General features: G+C 66.4%; 20 protein-coding genes. 12 read left to right on the forward strand and 8 right to left on the reverse strand.

Annotation, left to right across the window (positions count from 1 at the left end):
- Positions 1-385: 385 nt before the first annotated feature.
- Positions 386-604 (forward strand): hypothetical protein, encoded by a 219-nt coding sequence (locus tag IL252_RS02050; RefSeq protein WP_208626358.1) that lies wholly within the window; start codon positions 386-388, stop codon positions 602-604.
- Positions 605-654: 50 nt separating this feature from the next.
- On the forward strand, positions 655-1665 hold the full coding sequence (locus IL252_RS02055; protein ID WP_208626360.1) for an ornithine cyclodeaminase family protein: 1011 nt from the start codon (positions 655-657) through the stop codon (positions 1663-1665).
- Here IL252_RS02055 and IL252_RS02060 read toward each other — a convergent pair.
- The 4 genes from IL252_RS02060 to IL252_RS02075 are packed head-to-tail and all read right to left on the reverse strand — an operon-like array spanning position 1662 to position 4431.
- On the reverse strand, positions 1662-2714 hold the full coding sequence (locus tag IL252_RS02060; protein ID WP_170094799.1) for a presenilin family intramembrane aspartyl protease PSH: 1053 nt from the start codon (positions 2712-2714) through the stop codon (positions 1662-1664). The genes IL252_RS02055 and IL252_RS02060 overlap by 4 nt on opposite strands.
- A 40-nt stretch (positions 2715-2754) precedes the next feature.
- Positions 2755-2982 carry an H/ACA ribonucleoprotein complex subunit GAR1 gene (locus IL252_RS02065; protein ID WP_170094801.1) on the reverse strand — a complete coding sequence of 76 codons (228 nt, stop codon included), beginning with the start codon at positions 2980-2982 and terminating at the stop codon, positions 2755-2757.
- Positions 2979-3257 (reverse strand): signal recognition particle subunit SRP19, encoded by a 279-nt coding sequence (srp19, locus tag IL252_RS02070; RefSeq protein WP_170094803.1) that lies wholly within the window; start codon positions 3255-3257, stop codon positions 2979-2981. Before srp19 ends, IL252_RS02065 begins: the two co-directional genes overlap by 4 nt.
- A gap of 22 nt (positions 3258-3279) precedes the next feature.
- Positions 3280-4431 (reverse strand): PGF-CTERM-anchored ABC transporter substrate-binding protein, encoded by a 1152-nt coding sequence (locus IL252_RS02075; protein WP_208626363.1) that lies wholly within the window; start codon positions 4429-4431, stop codon positions 3280-3282.
- A 60-nt stretch (positions 4432-4491) separates the two neighbouring features.
- Between IL252_RS02075 and btuC the strand changes: the two genes are divergently transcribed.
- The 4 genes from btuC (at position 4492) to IL252_RS02095 (ending at position 8029) form a co-directional block, all read left to right on the forward strand.
- Positions 4492-5580, forward strand: coding sequence for a vitamin B12 ABC transporter permease BtuC (btuC, locus tag IL252_RS02080; protein WP_208626366.1), 1089 nt, complete (start codon positions 4492-4494; stop codon positions 5578-5580).
- Positions 5577-6824 carry an ATP-binding cassette domain-containing protein gene (locus tag IL252_RS02085; protein WP_208626369.1) on the forward strand — a complete coding sequence of 416 codons (1248 nt, stop codon included), beginning with the start codon at positions 5577-5579 and terminating at the stop codon, positions 6822-6824. The genes btuC and IL252_RS02085 overlap by 4 nt, the downstream gene beginning before the upstream one ends.
- Before the next feature lie 34 nt (positions 6825-6858).
- Positions 6859-7623 carry a hypothetical protein gene (locus IL252_RS02090; RefSeq protein WP_208626371.1) on the forward strand — a complete coding sequence of 255 codons (765 nt, stop codon included), beginning with the start codon at positions 6859-6861 and terminating at the stop codon, positions 7621-7623.
- A gap of 139 nt (positions 7624-7762) precedes the next feature.
- Positions 7763-8029, forward strand: coding sequence for a hypothetical protein (locus IL252_RS02095; RefSeq protein ID WP_244256725.1), 267 nt, complete (start codon positions 7763-7765; stop codon positions 8027-8029).
- Positions 8030-8137: 108 nt separating this feature from the next.
- Here IL252_RS02095 and IL252_RS02100 read toward each other — a convergent pair whose 3' ends face one another.
- Positions 8138-8575 (reverse strand): MaoC family dehydratase, encoded by a 438-nt coding sequence (locus IL252_RS02100; protein ID WP_018258195.1) that lies wholly within the window; start codon positions 8573-8575, stop codon positions 8138-8140.
- Positions 8576-8665: 90 nt separating this feature from the next.
- On the reverse strand, positions 8666-9415 hold the full coding sequence (gene coxB / locus IL252_RS02105; RefSeq protein WP_015763744.1) for a cytochrome c oxidase subunit II: 750 nt from the start codon (positions 9413-9415) through the stop codon (positions 8666-8668).
- Between the two features lie 186 nt (positions 9416-9601).
- On the opposite strand from coxB, the gene cyoE reads away from it, so the two are divergent.
- Complete coding sequence (cyoE, locus tag IL252_RS02110; RefSeq protein ID WP_208626374.1) at positions 9602-11020, forward strand: heme o synthase; 1419 nt, start codon at positions 9602-9604, stop codon at positions 11018-11020.
- The gene (locus IL252_RS02115) at positions 11017-11703 is read left to right on the forward strand and encodes a hypothetical protein (protein WP_208626376.1); all 687 of its coding nucleotides are present in this window, start codon (positions 11017-11019) and stop codon (positions 11701-11703) included. The genes cyoE and IL252_RS02115 overlap by 4 nt, the downstream gene beginning before the upstream one ends.
- Before the next feature lie 54 nt (positions 11704-11757).
- On the opposite strand, the gene IL252_RS02120 is transcribed toward IL252_RS02115, so the two are convergent.
- A complete protein-coding gene (locus IL252_RS02120; RefSeq protein WP_208626379.1) occupies positions 11758-12513 on the reverse strand; it encodes a sensor domain-containing protein in 756 nt (251 codons plus the stop codon).
- A gap of 66 nt (positions 12514-12579) precedes the next feature.
- Between IL252_RS02120 and IL252_RS02125 the strand changes: the two genes are divergently transcribed.
- The 4 genes from IL252_RS02125 to IL252_RS02140 all read left to right on the forward strand — a co-directional run bounded on the left by IL252_RS02125 (position 12580) and on the right by IL252_RS02140 (position 15347).
- Complete coding sequence (locus tag IL252_RS02125) at positions 12580-12810, forward strand: Rdx family protein (RefSeq protein ID WP_153553847.1); 231 nt, start codon at positions 12580-12582, stop codon at positions 12808-12810.
- Positions 12811-12908: 98 nt separating this feature from the next.
- A complete protein-coding gene (locus tag IL252_RS02130; protein ID WP_208626382.1) occupies positions 12909-13850 on the forward strand; it encodes an ABC transporter ATP-binding protein in 942 nt (313 codons plus the stop codon).
- On the forward strand, positions 13847-14605 hold the full coding sequence (locus IL252_RS02135) for an ABC transporter permease (RefSeq protein ID WP_208626385.1): 759 nt from the start codon (positions 13847-13849) through the stop codon (positions 14603-14605). The genes IL252_RS02130 and IL252_RS02135 overlap by 4 nt, the downstream gene beginning before the upstream one ends.
- Before the next feature lie 106 nt (positions 14606-14711).
- Positions 14712-15347: an IS6 family transposase gene (locus tag IL252_RS02140; protein ID WP_208626387.1), complete on the forward strand. Its 636-nt coding sequence runs from the start codon at positions 14712-14714 to the stop codon at positions 15345-15347.
- On the opposite strand, the gene IL252_RS02145 is transcribed toward IL252_RS02140, so the two are convergent.
- Entirely contained in the window at positions 15335-15916 is a 582-nt protein-coding gene (locus IL252_RS02145) for a DUF420 domain-containing protein (RefSeq protein ID WP_208626390.1), read from the reverse strand. The two genes, IL252_RS02140 and IL252_RS02145, sit on opposite strands and share 13 nt — an antisense overlap.
- Positions 15917-15993: the final 77 nt, after the last annotated feature.

Genomic DNA, 15993 nt, shown 5'->3' on the forward strand with positions numbered 1-15993 from the left:
TTGCAGACGGGATCCCTTAAGCGCGACCCCCTAGTTATCACGTCAGATAATTCACTGTACGATTGGGTCCAGTGGCTATGTTCCGATTATCAGCGCGGATATCTCGCTAGGCAGTGGTTGATCCTCGCCACGGCGACAGCGTTGGTCACACCAGCCAGCGCCGGGTCAAGACGAGGACGCTACGAGTGGCGGCCGTCGTCTCATCGATTGCCACATTTCGACGTTTTGGGGCCTGAGACACACATTCTCGATCGAATAGCCATTCATAAGTTATGAGTTGTATTTGCAGTGGCGACAGAGGGAGTATCGAATGCCTATAGAGACGATAACAGAGTAATTATGCGAAACGCTTATACGTGTATTCATCCTACTAATAATTACATTCATGACGGGATACTACGATCTTGTACTCGGTCTCATTCCGGTCGCGCTCGCAGGCATCTCCGGCACACTCGTGATCGGTGGCATCCCGTTGACCACGGCGATTCCGATGGCGTCTGTCGTCGCGGTCGGCCTGATCGGACACGCGATGTTCGTCCGTGCGCCGGTCGACTCGCCGCCGGCGACCGCGAGCGGATCGGAGTCGGCTCAGGTCGCAGACTAGGTCCCCGTCGCCACGACGTTTTCTTACCCCCTCGTCTCGAAGGGGGTCGTATGTCCGCTTCCGACGAACCGACGCTGTTCCTGACGAGTGACGACATCGACGGACTCGCGACGATGCCGGAGTACGTCGAAGCCGTTCGCGACGGCTACCGCGACCGGGGCCACGGCGCGCCGGCTCGGCCCAGAACGACGCTGTACGCCGACTCACCGGCCGGAATGCTGACGGGGTACACGGCGATCTTGCCGACGGTCGGCGCGATGGGTGGCTACACCTACGCCGCCGGTTTCGGCGGGCAGGACGCTCACTTCGTGTTGCCCCTGTTCGACGCCGAGAGCGGCGACCCGCTGGCGGTGTTCGACGGCGCGTCGCTGAACCCCTTCAAGACCGGCGCGACCGGCGGCGTCGCGGTCGACGAACTCGCTCCGCCGCGTGCCGACGACCTCGCGCTGTTCGGGAGCGGGGCACAGGCGCGCGCACAACTGAAGGCCGCCGCCGCGGTCAGAGAACTGGAGCGAGTCGAGGTGTACTCGCCGACCGCCGACAGCCGGATGTCGTTCGCCGCCGAGATGAACGAGCAACTCGACGCGACCGTCGCGGCCGTCGCGTCGCCGTCTGCCGCCATCGAAGGCGCAGACATCGTCGTGACCGCCACGAACGCCAGCGAGCCGGTGTTCGACGGCTCTGAGCTCGAACCGGGAACGCACGTGACGGCGATGGGCCAGTACCACCCCGAGAAACGCGAGGTCGACGCGACGACGATCGAGCGGGCGACGTACGTCACGGACCTCCGAGATCGGGTCACGAACGACGCCGGTGCGTTCATCCACGCCGTCGAGGAGGGCGTCGTCGACGAGGACCACGTCCACGCCGAGCTGGGCGAGATCGTCGCCGGCACGGCGCGAGGCCGAACCAGCGAGGACGAGATCACGCTGTTCGACAGCGGCGGGACGGCCATCGAGACGGTCGCGGCCGCACAGATGCTGTTGGAGCGAGCGCGCGAACGCGGGCTCGGCGAGGAGATCGAGTTCGCCCCGGCCAGCGAAGCGCTGACGGGACGCTAGACGTACGGTGCCAGCCCGAGCGCGTCGATCAGCGTCAGGCCACTGAGGAGTGCGCCGACGAGGTACCCGCCGATGGTCCCGCCGTTGAGCAGCGGGAGGCCGGCGTGGGCTCGCCCTTTCAGCACCATGCGCATGAGCACGGCGAGCCCGACGAACGAGCCGACCATCGCGGTCAGGGCCGGCAGCGGGATCGACAGCACTTCCGGCGTCCCCTCGCTCGCGAAGTGGGCGGCACTCGCAACGAGCACGGTCGGGATCACCACGTCGCCCAGACCGATGAACAGGGCGTCGCGTTCGAGCGGGCTCTCCTCGGCGACCCCCTCCTCGGAGTCGTCGGCGTCAGCGTCGACAGCGACGCCGCCGTCGCCGTCGGCGACGGGCGTAGCCGCCGTGTCGTCGCTGGCGTCGTCTTGAGCACCCGTCTGGGCCGTCGCGTCGGGCGTGTCGCTGTCGAGGAAGGAGTACGACAGCGTCAGCGGAATGACGAGGACGACGGGGACCTTCAGGTCCATGACGCCGTTTGCCAGCGTCAGCATGTGTTCGGTACCGTAGACGCTGATCGCGTCGTAGACCGCGAGCACGGTCAACAGGAGCAACGCCGGCAAGACGCCGAAGCTGATGCCGAACAGTCCGGCCCCCGCGGCCCCCATCAGCGCCCCGGCGGTGTCGATGACGTACCACTCCGGATAGACGTACAGGCCGACGCCGATGGCGACCGCGCCGACGAGTGCGATCGCGTTGATCCCCAACACCAGCGGTGCGGGCGGGACGAGGACGCTGAAGACGTACAGCGAGAGCCAGGCACCGGAGCCGACCACCAGCAGCCGGATCAGTTCGTCGACGCCGAGCTTGAACGCCGCGAGCATCACGCCGGTGGCGACGAGGATGGCGACGACGTAGTAGATCGTGTTCGTCGGGTCCTGGGGGTTCTCGACCGGTTCGTACACCTGGTCGAACGGTTCGACGAGGGCCAGGGCGGCCAGCTGGACGAACAGGAAGATCGCGACGACGATCCCGAGCCCCAGAACGACGCGCTTTCGCTCTTCCATGCTCGGGACTCCGTCGCCGCAGGTATGAGGATTTCGGAGCCTACCGGGCGTACAGCCGCTGGCCGACCAGCGTCGGGAGCCGAACCTCGTCGTCGGGCGTGACGGCGACGTACGGGTTCTCGACGGGGCCGAACACGTCGACCACCGAGCCGGCAGTCGTGAGGTCCTCGGTCACGACCTCCGTGCCGAACCCGGGATAGTCGTCGTCGCCCGTGCGGACGATCGCCAGTCCCTGTGCGATCCGGACGACCTCGCCGACGCGTTTCATGCCCGCAGGGCCTGCAGGTACGCCGCGACGGCACCCAGCAAGTCGCTCTTGGTCGCGTCGTCGGCGTCTTTCACGAGGACGCGCCCCCGCGGTTCGGACTCGCGGGGATACGTCTTCTCGCGTTCGATGACGGCGTCGTAACCGACCTGCTGGACTGCCTTCGCGATCTCGTCGACCGTCGGCTCGGTGACGGCCTGTTCGCGCGAGACGCGCCGGCCCTCGTTGCGGGACAGCGCCGCGTCGAGCGCGGCCGGCCAGATGACGTTCTCGACCATACGTGCAGTGGCCGCGTGGGCCTTATGAGCCTTTCCGACGGACGCCGAGTGCGAGCGTCGCGACGAGCGCCAGGGCCGTGCCGACGAGACCGAAGCCGGGACCGCTCCCGTCGGTCGTCCCGGTGCCACGCTCCGTGACGACATCGGGCGTCGCGCTCTCCGTGACGACATCTGGGGTAGCGCTCTCGGTGACGGTGTCGGGCGTCGCGCTCTCTGTCGTCTCGGTCGTCGTGGCCGTCTCTGGCGTCTCGCTTGCAGTCGCCGTCTCGAAGGCTGCCGGATGGAACGCCTCGGCCATCGCCTCCAGCGCGAGGACGACGCGGGGAGCCGGCTGGCTCACGTAGTTGGCGTCGACGGAGAGCACCTGTTCTCGCTGGACGGCGGTCGTCTCGTTGTACGGCGCACCGGTCGGCTGGGAAGCGTCAGACGGGTAGACGAGCCACTGGGGGTCGCTGTCCGCGACGACCTCGGCGTTGATCGGCTGGTAGCCGGAGAGACCTGCGTCCGCGGCGACGTTCTGGCCGCCCGCGGTCTCGATCAGGTCGTGGATGTGGGTCTCGTTGCCCGTGGTGTACTGGTAGAAGTAGTAGAGGACGCGCGGCCGGTCGCGGTCCGAGACCGTCTCTCGGACGGCCTCGACGCGTTCGTCCATCTCCGCGACGGTGTCGGTCGCGCCCTCACAGTTGCCGGTGAGCCGACCGACCGTCTCGGTGTTGTTCGCGATGTCGTTCAGATCCGTCGCCAGCGGGAAGTGATACACCGTCAGCCCCGTGTTCCGGAGCTGCTGGACGGTGTCGCTGCGAGTCGCGTTGGCCGCTAGCACGAGGTCCGGGTTCGCCCCGACGACGGCCTCCACGTCGGTCGTCCCGTCGTCGTTGGTCACGTCCGTTCGGTTCCCGGTGTCGTTCAGGTACGCCGTGTTGGCGTTCTGGGGCATGCCGACGACCTGGTCGCGCGCGCCGATCTCCCACATCGTCTGGGCGTCACTGGGCTGGAGCGCGACGACGCGGTCGGGTACTTCGTCTACGCGCACCTCCGTGCCTGTCGCGTCGGTCGTCGAGTGAGGGAACTCACAGCCGTCGCTCTGTACGTCGCTCGTGGCCGCCGTCACCGGGAGGGCGACGCCAGCGATCACGAGCACTGCCGCGAGCGCCATCGCACTGAGTCGTCTCATCGTGTTGTCGGTCCGGACGAACACAATAAGTTCTTGTCTATCCCAACTGTAGTTGGAAGCGTGTCGTTCCGTCACTGGCTCGTCTTCTCGCTGCTGTCCGCGATCTTGCTGGCGACGGTACTGACGAGTGCGACGATCGGGCCGGTCTCGATCGACCTGCCGACGGTCGCGAAGGCGGCGACCAACGCCGTCGGCGTCCCGGTCGGCCTCGCCCTGGAGAGCGAGCACACCGGACTGTTCGGCGTCGAGTTCTCGCTGCCCGTCCCGTCGGCCGAGTACCGTTACCCCTTCGCCTTCGACGTGCCAGAGACAAGCGAGACGATCGTGCGCCAGATCCGCCTGCCACGGATCGTCCTCGGTGCCGTCGTCGGCTTCGCGCTGGCGGCTGCCGGCACCGTCATGCAGGGGTTCTTCCGGAACCCGCTGGCGGACCCGTCGATCATCGGCGTCTCGTCCGGCGCGGCCGTCGGCGCGGTCGCCGCGATCGTCTTCGCCGTCGCCCTCCCGCTTCCCGTGATGGCGTTTGCCGGCGCGTTGCTGGCCGCCTTCGGCGTCTACGCGATCGCGACACAGAACGGCGAGACGCCGGTCGCGACGCTCCTGCTGGCCGGCGTCGCCGTCCAGACGTTCCTCGGTGCAGTCATCTCCTACATGCTCGTCCAGTCGGGCGAGAGCCTCCGCGAGGCAGTCTTCTGGCTGATGGGCCACCTCCACAACAGCACCTGGGCGGAGGTCGAGGCGACGCTGCCCGTGGCCGTGCTCGCCGTCGGCGTCCTCTACGCCTACGCCCACGATCTGAACGTCCTGCTGATGGGCGAGGCCGACGCCCACGCGCTGGGGATCGAAGTCGAGCGAACCAAGCGAATCTTGCTCGCGCTGGCGAGTGTCGTCACCGCGGCCGCCGTCGCGGTCACGGGCGTCATCGGCTTCGTCGGGCTCGTCGTGCCCCACGTGATGCGCCTGCTGGTCGGCCCCGACCACCGGATTCTCCTGCCGACCAGCGCGCTCGCTGGCGCGTCGTTTCTCGTCGCCGCCGACACGCTCGCACGCAGCGGCGCGGTTGAAGTGCCGGTCGGGATCGTCACCGCCGCCATCGGCGCGCCCTTCTTCCTGTACTTGCTCCGGCGACGGGAGGTCCACACCGTATGATCGAAGTCGAATCCGTCGACGTATCGCTGGGGGACACGGAGATATTGCGTGACGTGTCACTGCGAGTTCCGGCCGGCGAGTTCGTCGGACTCGTCGGTCCCAACGGCGCGGGCAAGACGACGCTGTTGCGCACGGTCAACGGCGCGATCGATCCCGACGCAGGGCGGGTCCTCGTCGACGGGGATCGGATGGACGACCTCTCCTCGCGGGCCGGGAGCCGCCGCGTCGCGACGGTCCCCCAGGACACCGGAACGCGGTTCGCGTTCAGCGTCGCGGACGTCGTCGCGATGGGCCGGACCCCACATCGCTCGCGTTTCGGTTCCGACGGTGACGGCGACGACGCCGTCGAGCGCGCGCTCGAACGCACGTCGACCGCGTCGTTTCGAGACCGGCGGATCAGCACGCTTAGCGGGGGCGAGCGCCAGCGCGTCTTCGTCGCTCGTGCGATCGCTCAGGAGGCACCGGCGCTCGTCCTCGACGAGCCGACGGCCAGTCTCGACGTGAACCACGCGACACGGACGCTCTCGCTCGTGCGCGAACTCGTAGAGAGCGGTCGCGCCGTGCTGGGAGCGATCCACGATCTGGAGGCCGCTGCACGCTTTTGCGACCGCCTGGTCATGCTCGCGGACGGCGAGGTCGTCGCGTCGGGCGAGCCGGCCGACGTGCTCACGGCAGACGCACTGGCGACGAGTTTCGACATGGAGAGTGTCGTCACGCGAAACCCGGTCACCGGCACGCCGACGGTGACACCGCTGTCGGACACCGGCGACGAGGAGCGGTCCGTCCACGTGCTGGGTGGCGGGCGCGTCGGTGCGGCAGTCGTCGCGCGCCTCCACGCTGCCGGCTTCGCGGTCACCGCCGGCCCGGTACCGGAGGGAGACGAACTGCTCGGCGTGAGCGAGCGACTGGACGTGCCGACCGAGACCGTCCCGCCGATGTCGGCACTTGACGGATCGACGCTCGCAGCGGCGGGCGAGCGGATCGACGAATCCGACGTGACGGTGCTCGCCGACCTCACGCTGACGCCGGACGGAGGACTGCTCGATCTCGCCGCAGAGGCGGGGCGGACCGTCGTCGTCGAGGAGCGACCCCTCGACGAGCGCGACCGCGCTGGCAGGGACCAGCGGCGTCGCTACGAGCGACTCCGCGAGCGAGCCACCACGAGCGAGCTCGACGACGTGACGGCGACCGTGCGGTCCGTCGAGGCAGACGCCGGCCGACACGTTAGCCGTCGAGGGATATAGACTTACATGGGGCGACCTGCAAGCGTCGGACGCTATGGTCAACAAAGCCATCGTGGGGATTCTCGTCCTCATCGTCCTGACGTCGCTCGGCGTCGGGGTGTTGATCGGGACGCAACTCGGTGGCGGCGACGCGACAGCGGTCCCCGATACCGACGCCAGTGACGGCTCCGCCACGGGGGGTGGCGGTGACGCCACGACGTCGACAGCGACAGCCTCCAACGAGACGGCGACGGCCGTCGAATCGACGGAGACAGCGACCGCGACCGCGACGCCGGTCCAGACGACGGTCCCCGCCCGCGAGTTCGACAGCGAAGCGATCGAGCGAGAGGTACTCGCGGCCATCAACGAGAAGCGCACGGAACGGGAACTAGAAACGTTCAGGAACGACACCACCACCTGGCAGCGACTCCAGACGATGGTCCGATCGCACAGCCAGGCGATGGCCCAGGAGCGCAGTGTGACGTTCTCGGCCGGTGGCAACAGTAGCTCCGACCGCTACGAAAACGCGGGCCTGTACGGTCGGTGTCAGTATCAGGACCCCGAGACCGGCGACATCATCCAACCGAGCAACAGCTTCCAGGCCGTCGGAAGCACAGTCGCTGGGCAGTCCTACCAGGAAGACGGACAGCGTCGGTTCAACGGGAACGAATCACAGGTCGCGACGACGCTCGTCGAGAACTGGTTCGACTCGTCGACCTACCGACCGTCGCTGATCAACAGGGGCGTCGAGTTACTGGCCGTCGGCGTCACGGTCACCGACGACGGCACGGTGTACGCGGCGACGGCGATCTGCGAGTAGCCGGCCAGTCTCGCCCGCGAACGGCCATCGATCCCTTTCTGTCCGCCCGTGACGCGTCCCGGAGTCGCCGCCGAGTCGCGACCCGAGCCACCGATAGTGTTATGTGGTACCGATACACATGGTTAGACGGTAACGACAGATGACTACTCCAGGAGTCGACTGGATGGAACCCAACGACGGCGACATCCTCGCGACGCTTTCACGGACGGGACCGGAGTACGGGCCGGTGATCGCGTACCAGCTCGGCATGGACAACGCACAGTTCGAGCGGTACTGCGAACGGCTCGCGGCCAACGACGTGCTCGAACGAGTCTCGGAGGAGCCGCTGTATCGATTGACTGCACGCGGACAGCAGCTGGTCGATCGGAGTCCCGAGTCTGCCCGGGACCGACTCGCAGTCGAGTGAGCCGCCGCTCGTCGCTGTCGCACGGTCGGTCTCCGCCTCCCGAGAGGACGGATGCGGCGCTTCTCGCTGCTCGACGGTGACGGCGAGCGATGCCCGGTCGCCGCCAGCTTACGCTTCCTTTCGCTCCCAGAGGACCAGCGCAGTCATCGTCTGGACGGGCGCGCCCTCGTCGTTCGTGGTTTCGATCGCGACGTGGACGAGACCGCGGCTCTCGTCCCACGGTTCGGTCTCGACGATCTCCGTCTCGACGGTCAGAACGTCGCCCGGCTCGACCGGATTTCGCCAGCGGAGCTCGTCGACGCCGGCCGCACCGAGCGCGCGGGACGACGCGATGTACTCGTCGACGAGCAGTCGCATCGTCATCGCGGCGGTGTGCCACCCGCTCGCGACGAGCCCCCCGAACATCGACTCTCGGGCCGCGTCGGCGTCGGTGTGAAACGGCTGTGGATCGTACTGCTCGGCGAACGAGACGATCTCGTCTTCGGTGACCTCGTAGCGACCGAACGACTCCGTGTGCCCGACCGTGAGCTCCTCGAAGTACTCCATATCCAGAGGAGAAACCGCCGGGAGAAAAAGGCACCCCGTCGGCGGTCCCCCCTCGGGTGAGAAAAGTCGTCGCGAAGAGAGCCGACGGTGTCAGGAAGACTGCTGGTCCTCGACCCAGTTCTGGTACTCGTCCTGCGGGAGGACACGCACTTCACCGAGCATCTGCGAGTGACCCGAGCCACAGTATTCGGCACAGTACAGCTGGTAGGTGCCGGTCTCGGTGACGCGTGTCTGGATCGTGTTGTGCTGTCCGGGCATGGCGTCCTGTTTCAGCGCGAGCCCCGGAACGTGGAAGGCGTGGAGCCAGTCCGTCGAGGTGACGGAGAGCCGGACCGTCCGGTTGGCCGGCAACACCAAAGTGCCGCCGTTGCTCAGCCTGTTGTCGGCGCTGTACTCCTGGGAGGTGTTGGCGGCGGTGCCGTTGTAGTTGAACGTCCAGGCGTACTTCTGGGCCACCACTTCGACTTCGAGTGGTTCCTCGCTGGTGTCGAGTTGCTGTGTCGACTGGGCGGTGACCATCGGCTCGGCCATGACCTGATACGAGGCGACGCCGACGAACAGGAGGATGATCGCGGTCGCGACCGTCCAGGTGATTTCGAGGCGTCGGTTCTCCATCGTCGGAAGCGGCTCGTCGTTCTTGCTGAACCGCCACACGGTGTAGATCAGGATGCCCTCGACCAGCACCGTGATCGGGATCGCGACGTACAGGAGGTTCATGTTGAGCCCCCAGATGAGTTCCGACGTCTCCGAGGCAGACGTCTGGGCGACGGCCGGCTGTGTCAGGGCGGCGAACGCGATCGCCCCGAACAGCGCGACGAGCCCGACTCGATGTCTCTTCATGCGTATTCGCCGCTTAGTATTTCGGAGGTAAATAGCTGCTGTCTTGAGCCAGTGACCCACCGCTGGGGTCGTCGTTCGAGGCGACCGATCCCGCCGAGCGTGCGCCGGCATCGGGTCAGCGACCGCGGGCGAATCAGGGGGTCTAAGTGCAGGCATCCATAGGTTCCACCAAGGAGACAACGAACGATGAACGGCCGCCGCCCACGGTTCACGACGATGCTCGCCGCGAGTGCGGTTGGCGTCTACCTGCTGGTCGTCGCTGGCGCGACGACTTCGATCGCCGACGCCGTCCACGCCTGTTCGACGTGGCCGACGTGTGAAGGGCCGATTCTCGGAGACGTGGGGCTCGCGATCGCCTGGACCCACAGGCTGCTCGCGGCCGCGGTCGGTGCGCTGGTCGTCGGCGCGGCCGTCGTCGGCGTCCGAACCGGTGCCAGACGGCGAGTCCTGGGGACGCTGGCGGTCGCGCTCGTCCTCTATCCCATCCAGATCGCGCTCGGTGCGTTCGTCGCACTCAACGGCGCTGCCGCGCCGTTCCCGGGTGCCCACCTCGCGACGGGCATGGCGATCTTCGCCGCCCTCGTGGGCGCACTGGCGTGGCAACTGGAAGCCGAGACGGGGACCGACGACGAGACGCCCGTGACCGAGACGATCGAGGTGCCCGAGATCGACGACGAGCCCGGGGGGCCGCCGATCGGCGCGCTCTCGACCCGCGAGCGCATCACTGCGACCGCGTTCGCGTACTTCCGGCTGATGAAACCCCGGCTGATGTGGCTGCTCTGTCTCGTCGCGGCGGCCGGGATGGCGCTGGCGGCCGCACACGTCGCCACCGGCCCGGCGAACCCGAGCCTCGCCACGTCGACGATCCTGCTGACCCTCGGTGGGGGCGTGCTCGCGATCGGGGCCTCGGGGACGTTCAACCACGTCCTCGAACGCGACATCGACAAGCGGATGGACCGAACGTCCGACCGACCGATCGCGACCCACCAGCTCCCGGTCCGGAACGCGCTGGCCTTCGGGATCGCGCTGGCCGTGGCCTCCCTCGCGCTGTTCTGGCAGGTCAACGCGATCGTGGCCGCGCTCGGACTGGCGGCGATCCTGTTTTACAGCGTCGTCTACACGCTCGTCCTCAAGCCCAACACCGTCCAGAACACCGTCATCGGCGGGTTCGCGGGGTCGCTGCCCGCGCTGATCGGCTGGGTCGCTGTCACCGGGAGCTTCGACCTGCCCGGACTCGCACTGGCGGGCATCATCTTCCTGTGGACGCCTGCCCACTTCTACAACCTCGCGCTGGCGTACAAGGAAGACTACGCCAAGGGCGGCTTCCCGATGATGCCGGTCGTCCGCGGCGAGACCGAGACGCGAAAACACATCGTCTACTACCTCGGCGCGACGCTGATCGCGGCCGGCGTCATGGTCTCGATCACGTCCCTCGGTGCGCTGTACACCGTGACGACGGCGCTACTCGGTGCCGTCTTCCTGTGGGCGGTCGTTCGGCTCCACCGCGAACGGACCGAGCAGGCGGCCTTCCGGGCGTTCCACGCCTCGAACGCCTACCTCGGGGCGCTGCTGATCGCGATCGTCGTGGACGCACTCGCAGTATGAACACCACTACGTACTCGATCGACCGGTTCGAACTCGACCGGGGCACGCTCCTGCGGGGATTGCTGGTCCTGAACACGGAACTGCTGTTGATCCTGGGCTACGTCTTCCTCGGCGACAGTCAGATCACCGGCGTCGAGCCGCTCGTGATCCCGTTCGTCTGGATCAACGTCTCGCTGTGGGTCTTCGCGCGTGCGGAGATCCCGCAAACGTCGGACCGCCAGCGGGTGATCGGGCTCGTCGTCGCGGTGGCGTACTTCGGAGTCCTCACCTACTTCGGCGGGCTCTGGGGCGCGGGTGTCCCGGAGTTTCCGACGCAGTTCCGGGTCGCGTGGTTCTCGCTGCCACCGGGCTGGGCACCGGCCGTGCTGCTCAACAGCGATCTCCTCCGCGTGAGCGTCATCCCCTACCAGCTGGTGGGCTATCTCGCGCTCGCGTACCTGGTGTACGCGACGGTGCTGGACGCCGCCGGTTCGGCGATCACGGGCGTGCTGGGGCTGCTCTCGTGTGTCTCCTGTTCGTGGCCGATCCTCGCGTCGGTCTTCTCGACGGTGCTGGGCGGCTCCGCGGCGCTGGCCGGTGAGCTGTACGATCAGTCCTACCTGCTCTCGACGGTCGTCTTCCTCGTGACGATCGCGCTGCTGTACTACCGACCGGGCTGGCAGCGCGGCTCTAGTAGCCATTGAAAGTCAATGCACACCCGATCGCACGACAGCAGTGCGATCGGTGTGTAAATCGTTTCAATTGTTACGATGGAACGGGAGCTCTACGTCGACCGGTCGCGGGCGAATGGCGACCGTCGTGAGCCATCCCTGAACGCGTGCGAGCAGGTTACAGAGGTGCAACGAGAGGATGCCGAGCACTGCGCCTCCGGCGGAGACGGCGAGGGCGTCTCGCAGCGTCGTCACCTGCCAGGAGGTGATGGTAAAGGGCAGCGTGATCACGGCTGCACCGTCCCAGAACTGGACGACGTAGGACAGCGAGAAATCCACGGGACCGGTCAGGTAGAGGCCAATCGAGGTCGTGTCGTAGTACAGCGGTGCCAGCAGGAGACTCGCGACGAGGACGAAAAGCACCGTCAACACGACGAACGTCACGACGCCGACTACGAACTTCGCCGCCAGGTAGGCGATGCCGACCCACGTCCCGAGGTCGGTGATCGGCTGTCTGACGTAATCGCGCCAGTCGTCGGTCTCGGTGTCTCGATCCAGCGGGATCGAGCGGTCCAGCAGCCGGCAGGCCAGCCACCGTTCGAAGACGAGGAGCCGATCGGAGACGACGAGGACGCCGATCAGGACCGGGAGGCCGACGACGACCGAGAGCAACGTGACCCCGAGCGGAACGCCGGCAACGAGCAGCGTGAAGTAGAACAGGCCAAGCGGGAACGTCAGCGCCAGATAGAGGAGGTTCTTGTAGGTCTGTGCGCGTACGACGACACCGAGGACCGGCGAGGACGACAGCGAATGTCCCTGGATGTGTCGGGACCGGAGACTCATACCGAGATGTATCAATGGGACAATGCAAAAAACTACTCTTTTCCGGGCTCCACGCGAGGTGTCCGTATGAGCACCGTCGAAATCGAGTACTGCGTTCCGTGTGGCTTCCGTCAGCGAGCGATCGAGATGAGCGAGGCGATCCTCAACGGCTGTGAGCGCGAGCTGGACGAGCTGTCGCTGGTGATGGGCGACCACGGCGTGTTCCGGGTCGCCGTCGACGGCGAGACCGTGTACGACAAGGCCGAGGACAGCGCCGAACTCGACGAGGTCGTCCGGACGGTTCGGTCGGCACTGTGAGCGAGGTGCGTGTCGCTTTCGGACCCGCGTAATACACCCCGACCGAGCAACAGTGACGAGTCGAAGCGTCTTTCGGCGACAGGACCGGACCACAGCGTATGGACGAGGTACTGGTCGCCGAGGACGTACACCGCAAGTACGGCGACACGGTCGCGGTCGACGGCGTGTCGCTGTCGCTGGGTGCGGGAGAGGTGTTCGCGCTGGTCGGCCCCAACGGCGCTGGAAAGACGACGCTCGTGCGAGCGCTGACGGGGACGACCGACGCGGCGGGACGAGTCGAACTGTTCGGCCAGTCGCCGACGGCGGTCGACAGGGATCGGATCGGGCTGCTCCCACAGGACTTTACGCCACACGAGCGGCTCACGGCGACGGAGCTCGTCTCGTACTACGCCGGGCTCTACGACGACGCTCGCTCCGTCGAGGACGTGCTCGCGGACGTTGGTCTCGAAGACGACGCCGACACCTGGTACGAGGAACTGTCCGGCGGCCAGCGTCGGCGAGCCTGCGTCGCGACGGCGCTGATCAACGACCCCGACTTGCTCGTGCTCGACGAGCCGACGACAGGGATCGATCCGGCGGGCCGGCGCTCCCTGTGGCGACTGCTCTCTGGGCTGGCCGACCGCGGCGTGACGATCCTCGTGACGACCCACTACATGGAGGAAGCCCACCGGCTGGCCGATCGGGTCGGATTGCTGGCTGATGGCTCTCTCGTCGCGGTCGACAGTCCCGAGGCGCTCGTTGCCGAGTACGGCGGACAGCGGACGCTGACAGTCGGTGGGACGTTCGACCCGTCGGTCACGCAGACGCTGGATCGACCGGCCGAGGTCGGCGAGGACCGGCTGGTCGTGTTCGACGTCGATCCCGCACAGATCGGCGACGTGATCGCGACGCTCGACGGGGCCGGCGTCGAGTACGACGAACTCACCTGGAGCGAGCCCGATCTGGAGGACGCCTATCTCGAACTGACCGGGGACGCCGTCCGTGCGGTCCAGGGCGGTGCGGGTCGTCCGGCGACGACAGTCGGGGGTGAGCAGTCGTGAGCCGCGTCGGTCGGATCGGTGCGGAACTCACGGCCGCCCGGAAGGCCTTCCTGCGGCGACGGACAGCCGTCTTCTTTACGTTCTTCTTCCCGCTGTTGATCGTCGTGATCTTCGGGGCGCTGGTCCAGACCAGACCCGGCGACGGCGGGCTGTTCACCGAGTCCCCCGCCTTCTACGTGCCGGGCTATCTCGCGGTCGTCGTCCTCTTTACCCCGCTGTCCCGCGTCGGCAGCGAGGTCGCGCGACACCGCGACGGCAACCGCTTCGAGAAGCTCGCCACGACGCCGCTGACCCGCCCCGAGTGGCTGGTCGGTCAGAGTCTCGTCAACGTTGGCGTCATCGGCCTCGCCAGCCTGCTCGTGCTGGGCGTGATGGTGCTGTTGACCGGTGCGTCGATCGTGGTGACCCCGGCGACGGTCGTGCTCACGGCGCTGTTCGTCGCGGTCGGCGTGGCGCTGTTCTGTGGTGTGGGGGCGTTGCTGGGGAGCTACGCCGACTCACAGGACGGCGTCATCGCGGCCTCCAACGGGATCGCGCTCCCCCTGCTCTTCCTCTCGGAGACGTTCGTCCCGACGAGCCTGCTGCCGGGGTGGCTCCCGACGTGGCTCTCGCCGCTGACGTACTTCTCGCGGGGCGTCCGGGCGGTCGCGACGCGGGGCGACGTGGCCGGCGGCGTCGAACACCTCGCGGTGCTCGCCGCAGTCGGTGTCGTGGTCTTTTTCGCCGGTGCGCTCGCGCTGCCCCGGACGGACTGACCGGAACGGACCGACGCCGCTGGGAGGCTACCGCGGCTGCCACATGTAGATGTGGTCGTGTTCAGATAAGGATGAAGAGTGAGGCGGTTCGTTTTCTAAGTTGTCTATGCCCGAAAACGACCGCCTCATCGGGAATTTAGACGAGATCGACTTAGAGTTTGTTGAACGAGAAGCGACACCACGATTTCTGATGAAATTCAGTATTCAGTTGCATCTTGCTGGATTATCGCTTTCGAATACTGTTTCAGTTCTTGAGATATTTGGTGTCGAACGTGCTCGATCTACTGTTCATAATTGGGTTCACAAGGCCGAGCTACAGCCAGAATCTGGCCGATCTCCGGATCAGGTTGCGGTCGACGAGACGGTGATCCGAATCGACGATGAACAGTACTGGCTGTACGCCGCCGTCGATCCTTGCTCGAACGAATTGCTACATACAAAGCTTGAACCGACGCGTACGAACGCTATTTCTTACGCATTCTTTGCCGAGCTGCGCGAGAAACACGACGTCGACGATGCCGTGTTTCTCGTCGATGGTGCGACTCCGTTGAAAGACGCGTGTTCACGTCACGGTCTCGATTTCAAATACCAAAAGCATGGAAATCGGAATAGCGTCGAACGTGTCTTTCGTGAAGTGAAAAGACGAACCTCTTCGTTCTCAAACTGTTTCAGCCACGTCGATCCAGACACAGCTGACGACTGGCTCAGATCATTCAGCTTCGCATGGAATCAGCTAATCTGAACACTACCGTAGATGTGGTTCAACATGACGTAGGTCACCAGGCCGAGAAAGAGGCTCAGCGACCACGCGGCGGCCGCGATGCGTCCCACGCGGGCGTGGATCGTCTCTCGGAGCTCTGCCGGCGAGTGGGTCAGGCCGAGCACGACGGCGTGTAACACGACCGGGACCGAGACGGCCGACAGGAGGATGTGGACCGCGAGCATCGCGATGTAGGCACCCCAGACGACACCCTCGGCGAGGATCTCCTTCTCGAAGCCCGCCCCGACCTTCGTGAGATAGAGCACGAGAAAGAGCATGATGAGCCCGAAGGCGGTGAGCATCGCCGCCCGGTGTTTCTGGACCGCGTCGTTCCTGATGAAGTAGACGCCCGCGAGGATCGAACAGAGCGCGAAGAAGTTGACGACGGCGATGGCGTCCCCGAGCAGGATGACCGCGTCCGTCGAAATCTCGGGGAGGGGGAGCGTCCCGGTGAACGCACCGGCGACCAGCGCGTATCCGATCAGCGACAGGACGGCCGTGACCACACGCGGTCGAGCACGAGCGCGCGACTGGAGTTGTGCGACTGCCATTGTTCGATGTCGGTCCTGCAGCGTGTTTGTGCTTTCCGGTCGCCCCGGATCGGGGGTGCCAGCCACCGTCAGAGTGA

This window comes from Halomicrobium sp. IBSBa (assembly GCF_017612575.1).
Lineage (GTDB): Archaea > Halobacteriota > Halobacteria > Halobacteriales > Haloarculaceae > Halomicrobium.

What these genes read in the sequence shown, in the direction of transcription:
- IL252_RS02090 (WP_208626371.1), top strand. Translation starts at nt 6,859, where the DNA reads ATGGTCAACAAAGCCATCGTGGGGATTCTCGTCCTCATCGTCCTGACG.
- IL252_RS02145 (WP_208626390.1), bottom strand. Translation starts at nt 15,916, where the DNA reads ATGGCAGTCGCACAACTCCAGTCGCGCGCTCGTGCTCGACCGCGTGTG.
- IL252_RS02100 (WP_018258195.1), bottom strand. Translation starts at nt 8,575, where the DNA reads ATGGAGTACTTCGAGGAGCTCACGGTCGGGCACACGGAGTCGTTCGGT.
- srp19 (WP_170094803.1), bottom strand. Translation starts at nt 3,257, where the DNA reads ATGGTCGAGAACGTCATCTGGCCGGCCGCGCTCGACGCGGCGCTGTCC.
- IL252_RS02050 (WP_208626358.1), top strand. Translation starts at nt 386, where the DNA reads ATGACGGGATACTACGATCTTGTACTCGGTCTCATTCCGGTCGCGCTC.
- IL252_RS02115 (WP_208626376.1), top strand. Translation starts at nt 11,017, where the DNA reads ATGAACACCACTACGTACTCGATCGACCGGTTCGAACTCGACCGGGGC.
- IL252_RS02055 (WP_208626360.1), top strand. Translation starts at nt 655, where the DNA reads ATGTCCGCTTCCGACGAACCGACGCTGTTCCTGACGAGTGACGACATC.
- IL252_RS02125 (WP_153553847.1), top strand. Translation starts at nt 12,580, where the DNA reads ATGAGCACCGTCGAAATCGAGTACTGCGTTCCGTGTGGCTTCCGTCAG.
- IL252_RS02095 (WP_244256725.1), top strand. Translation starts at nt 7,763, where the DNA reads ATGACTACTCCAGGAGTCGACTGGATGGAACCCAACGACGGCGACATC.
- IL252_RS02065 (WP_170094801.1), bottom strand. Translation starts at nt 2,982, where the DNA reads ATGAAACGCGTCGGCGAGGTCGTCCGGATCGCACAGGGACTGGCGATC.
- IL252_RS02140 (WP_208626387.1), top strand. Translation starts at nt 14,712, where the DNA reads ATGCCCGAAAACGACCGCCTCATCGGGAATTTAGACGAGATCGACTTA.
- coxB (WP_015763744.1), bottom strand. Translation starts at nt 9,415, where the DNA reads ATGAAGAGACATCGAGTCGGGCTCGTCGCGCTGTTCGGGGCGATCGCG.
- cyoE (WP_208626374.1), top strand. Translation starts at nt 9,602, where the DNA reads ATGAACGGCCGCCGCCCACGGTTCACGACGATGCTCGCCGCGAGTGCG.
- IL252_RS02060 (WP_170094799.1), bottom strand. Translation starts at nt 2,714, where the DNA reads ATGGAAGAGCGAAAGCGCGTCGTTCTGGGGCTCGGGATCGTCGTCGCG.
- IL252_RS02075 (WP_208626363.1), bottom strand. Translation starts at nt 4,431, where the DNA reads ATGAGACGACTCAGTGCGATGGCGCTCGCGGCAGTGCTCGTGATCGCT.
- IL252_RS02130 (WP_208626382.1), top strand. Translation starts at nt 12,909, where the DNA reads ATGGACGAGGTACTGGTCGCCGAGGACGTACACCGCAAGTACGGCGAC.
- IL252_RS02120 (WP_208626379.1), bottom strand. Translation starts at nt 12,513, where the DNA reads ATGAGTCTCCGGTCCCGACACATCCAGGGACATTCGCTGTCGTCCTCG.
- IL252_RS02085 (WP_208626369.1), top strand. Translation starts at nt 5,577, where the DNA reads ATGATCGAAGTCGAATCCGTCGACGTATCGCTGGGGGACACGGAGATA.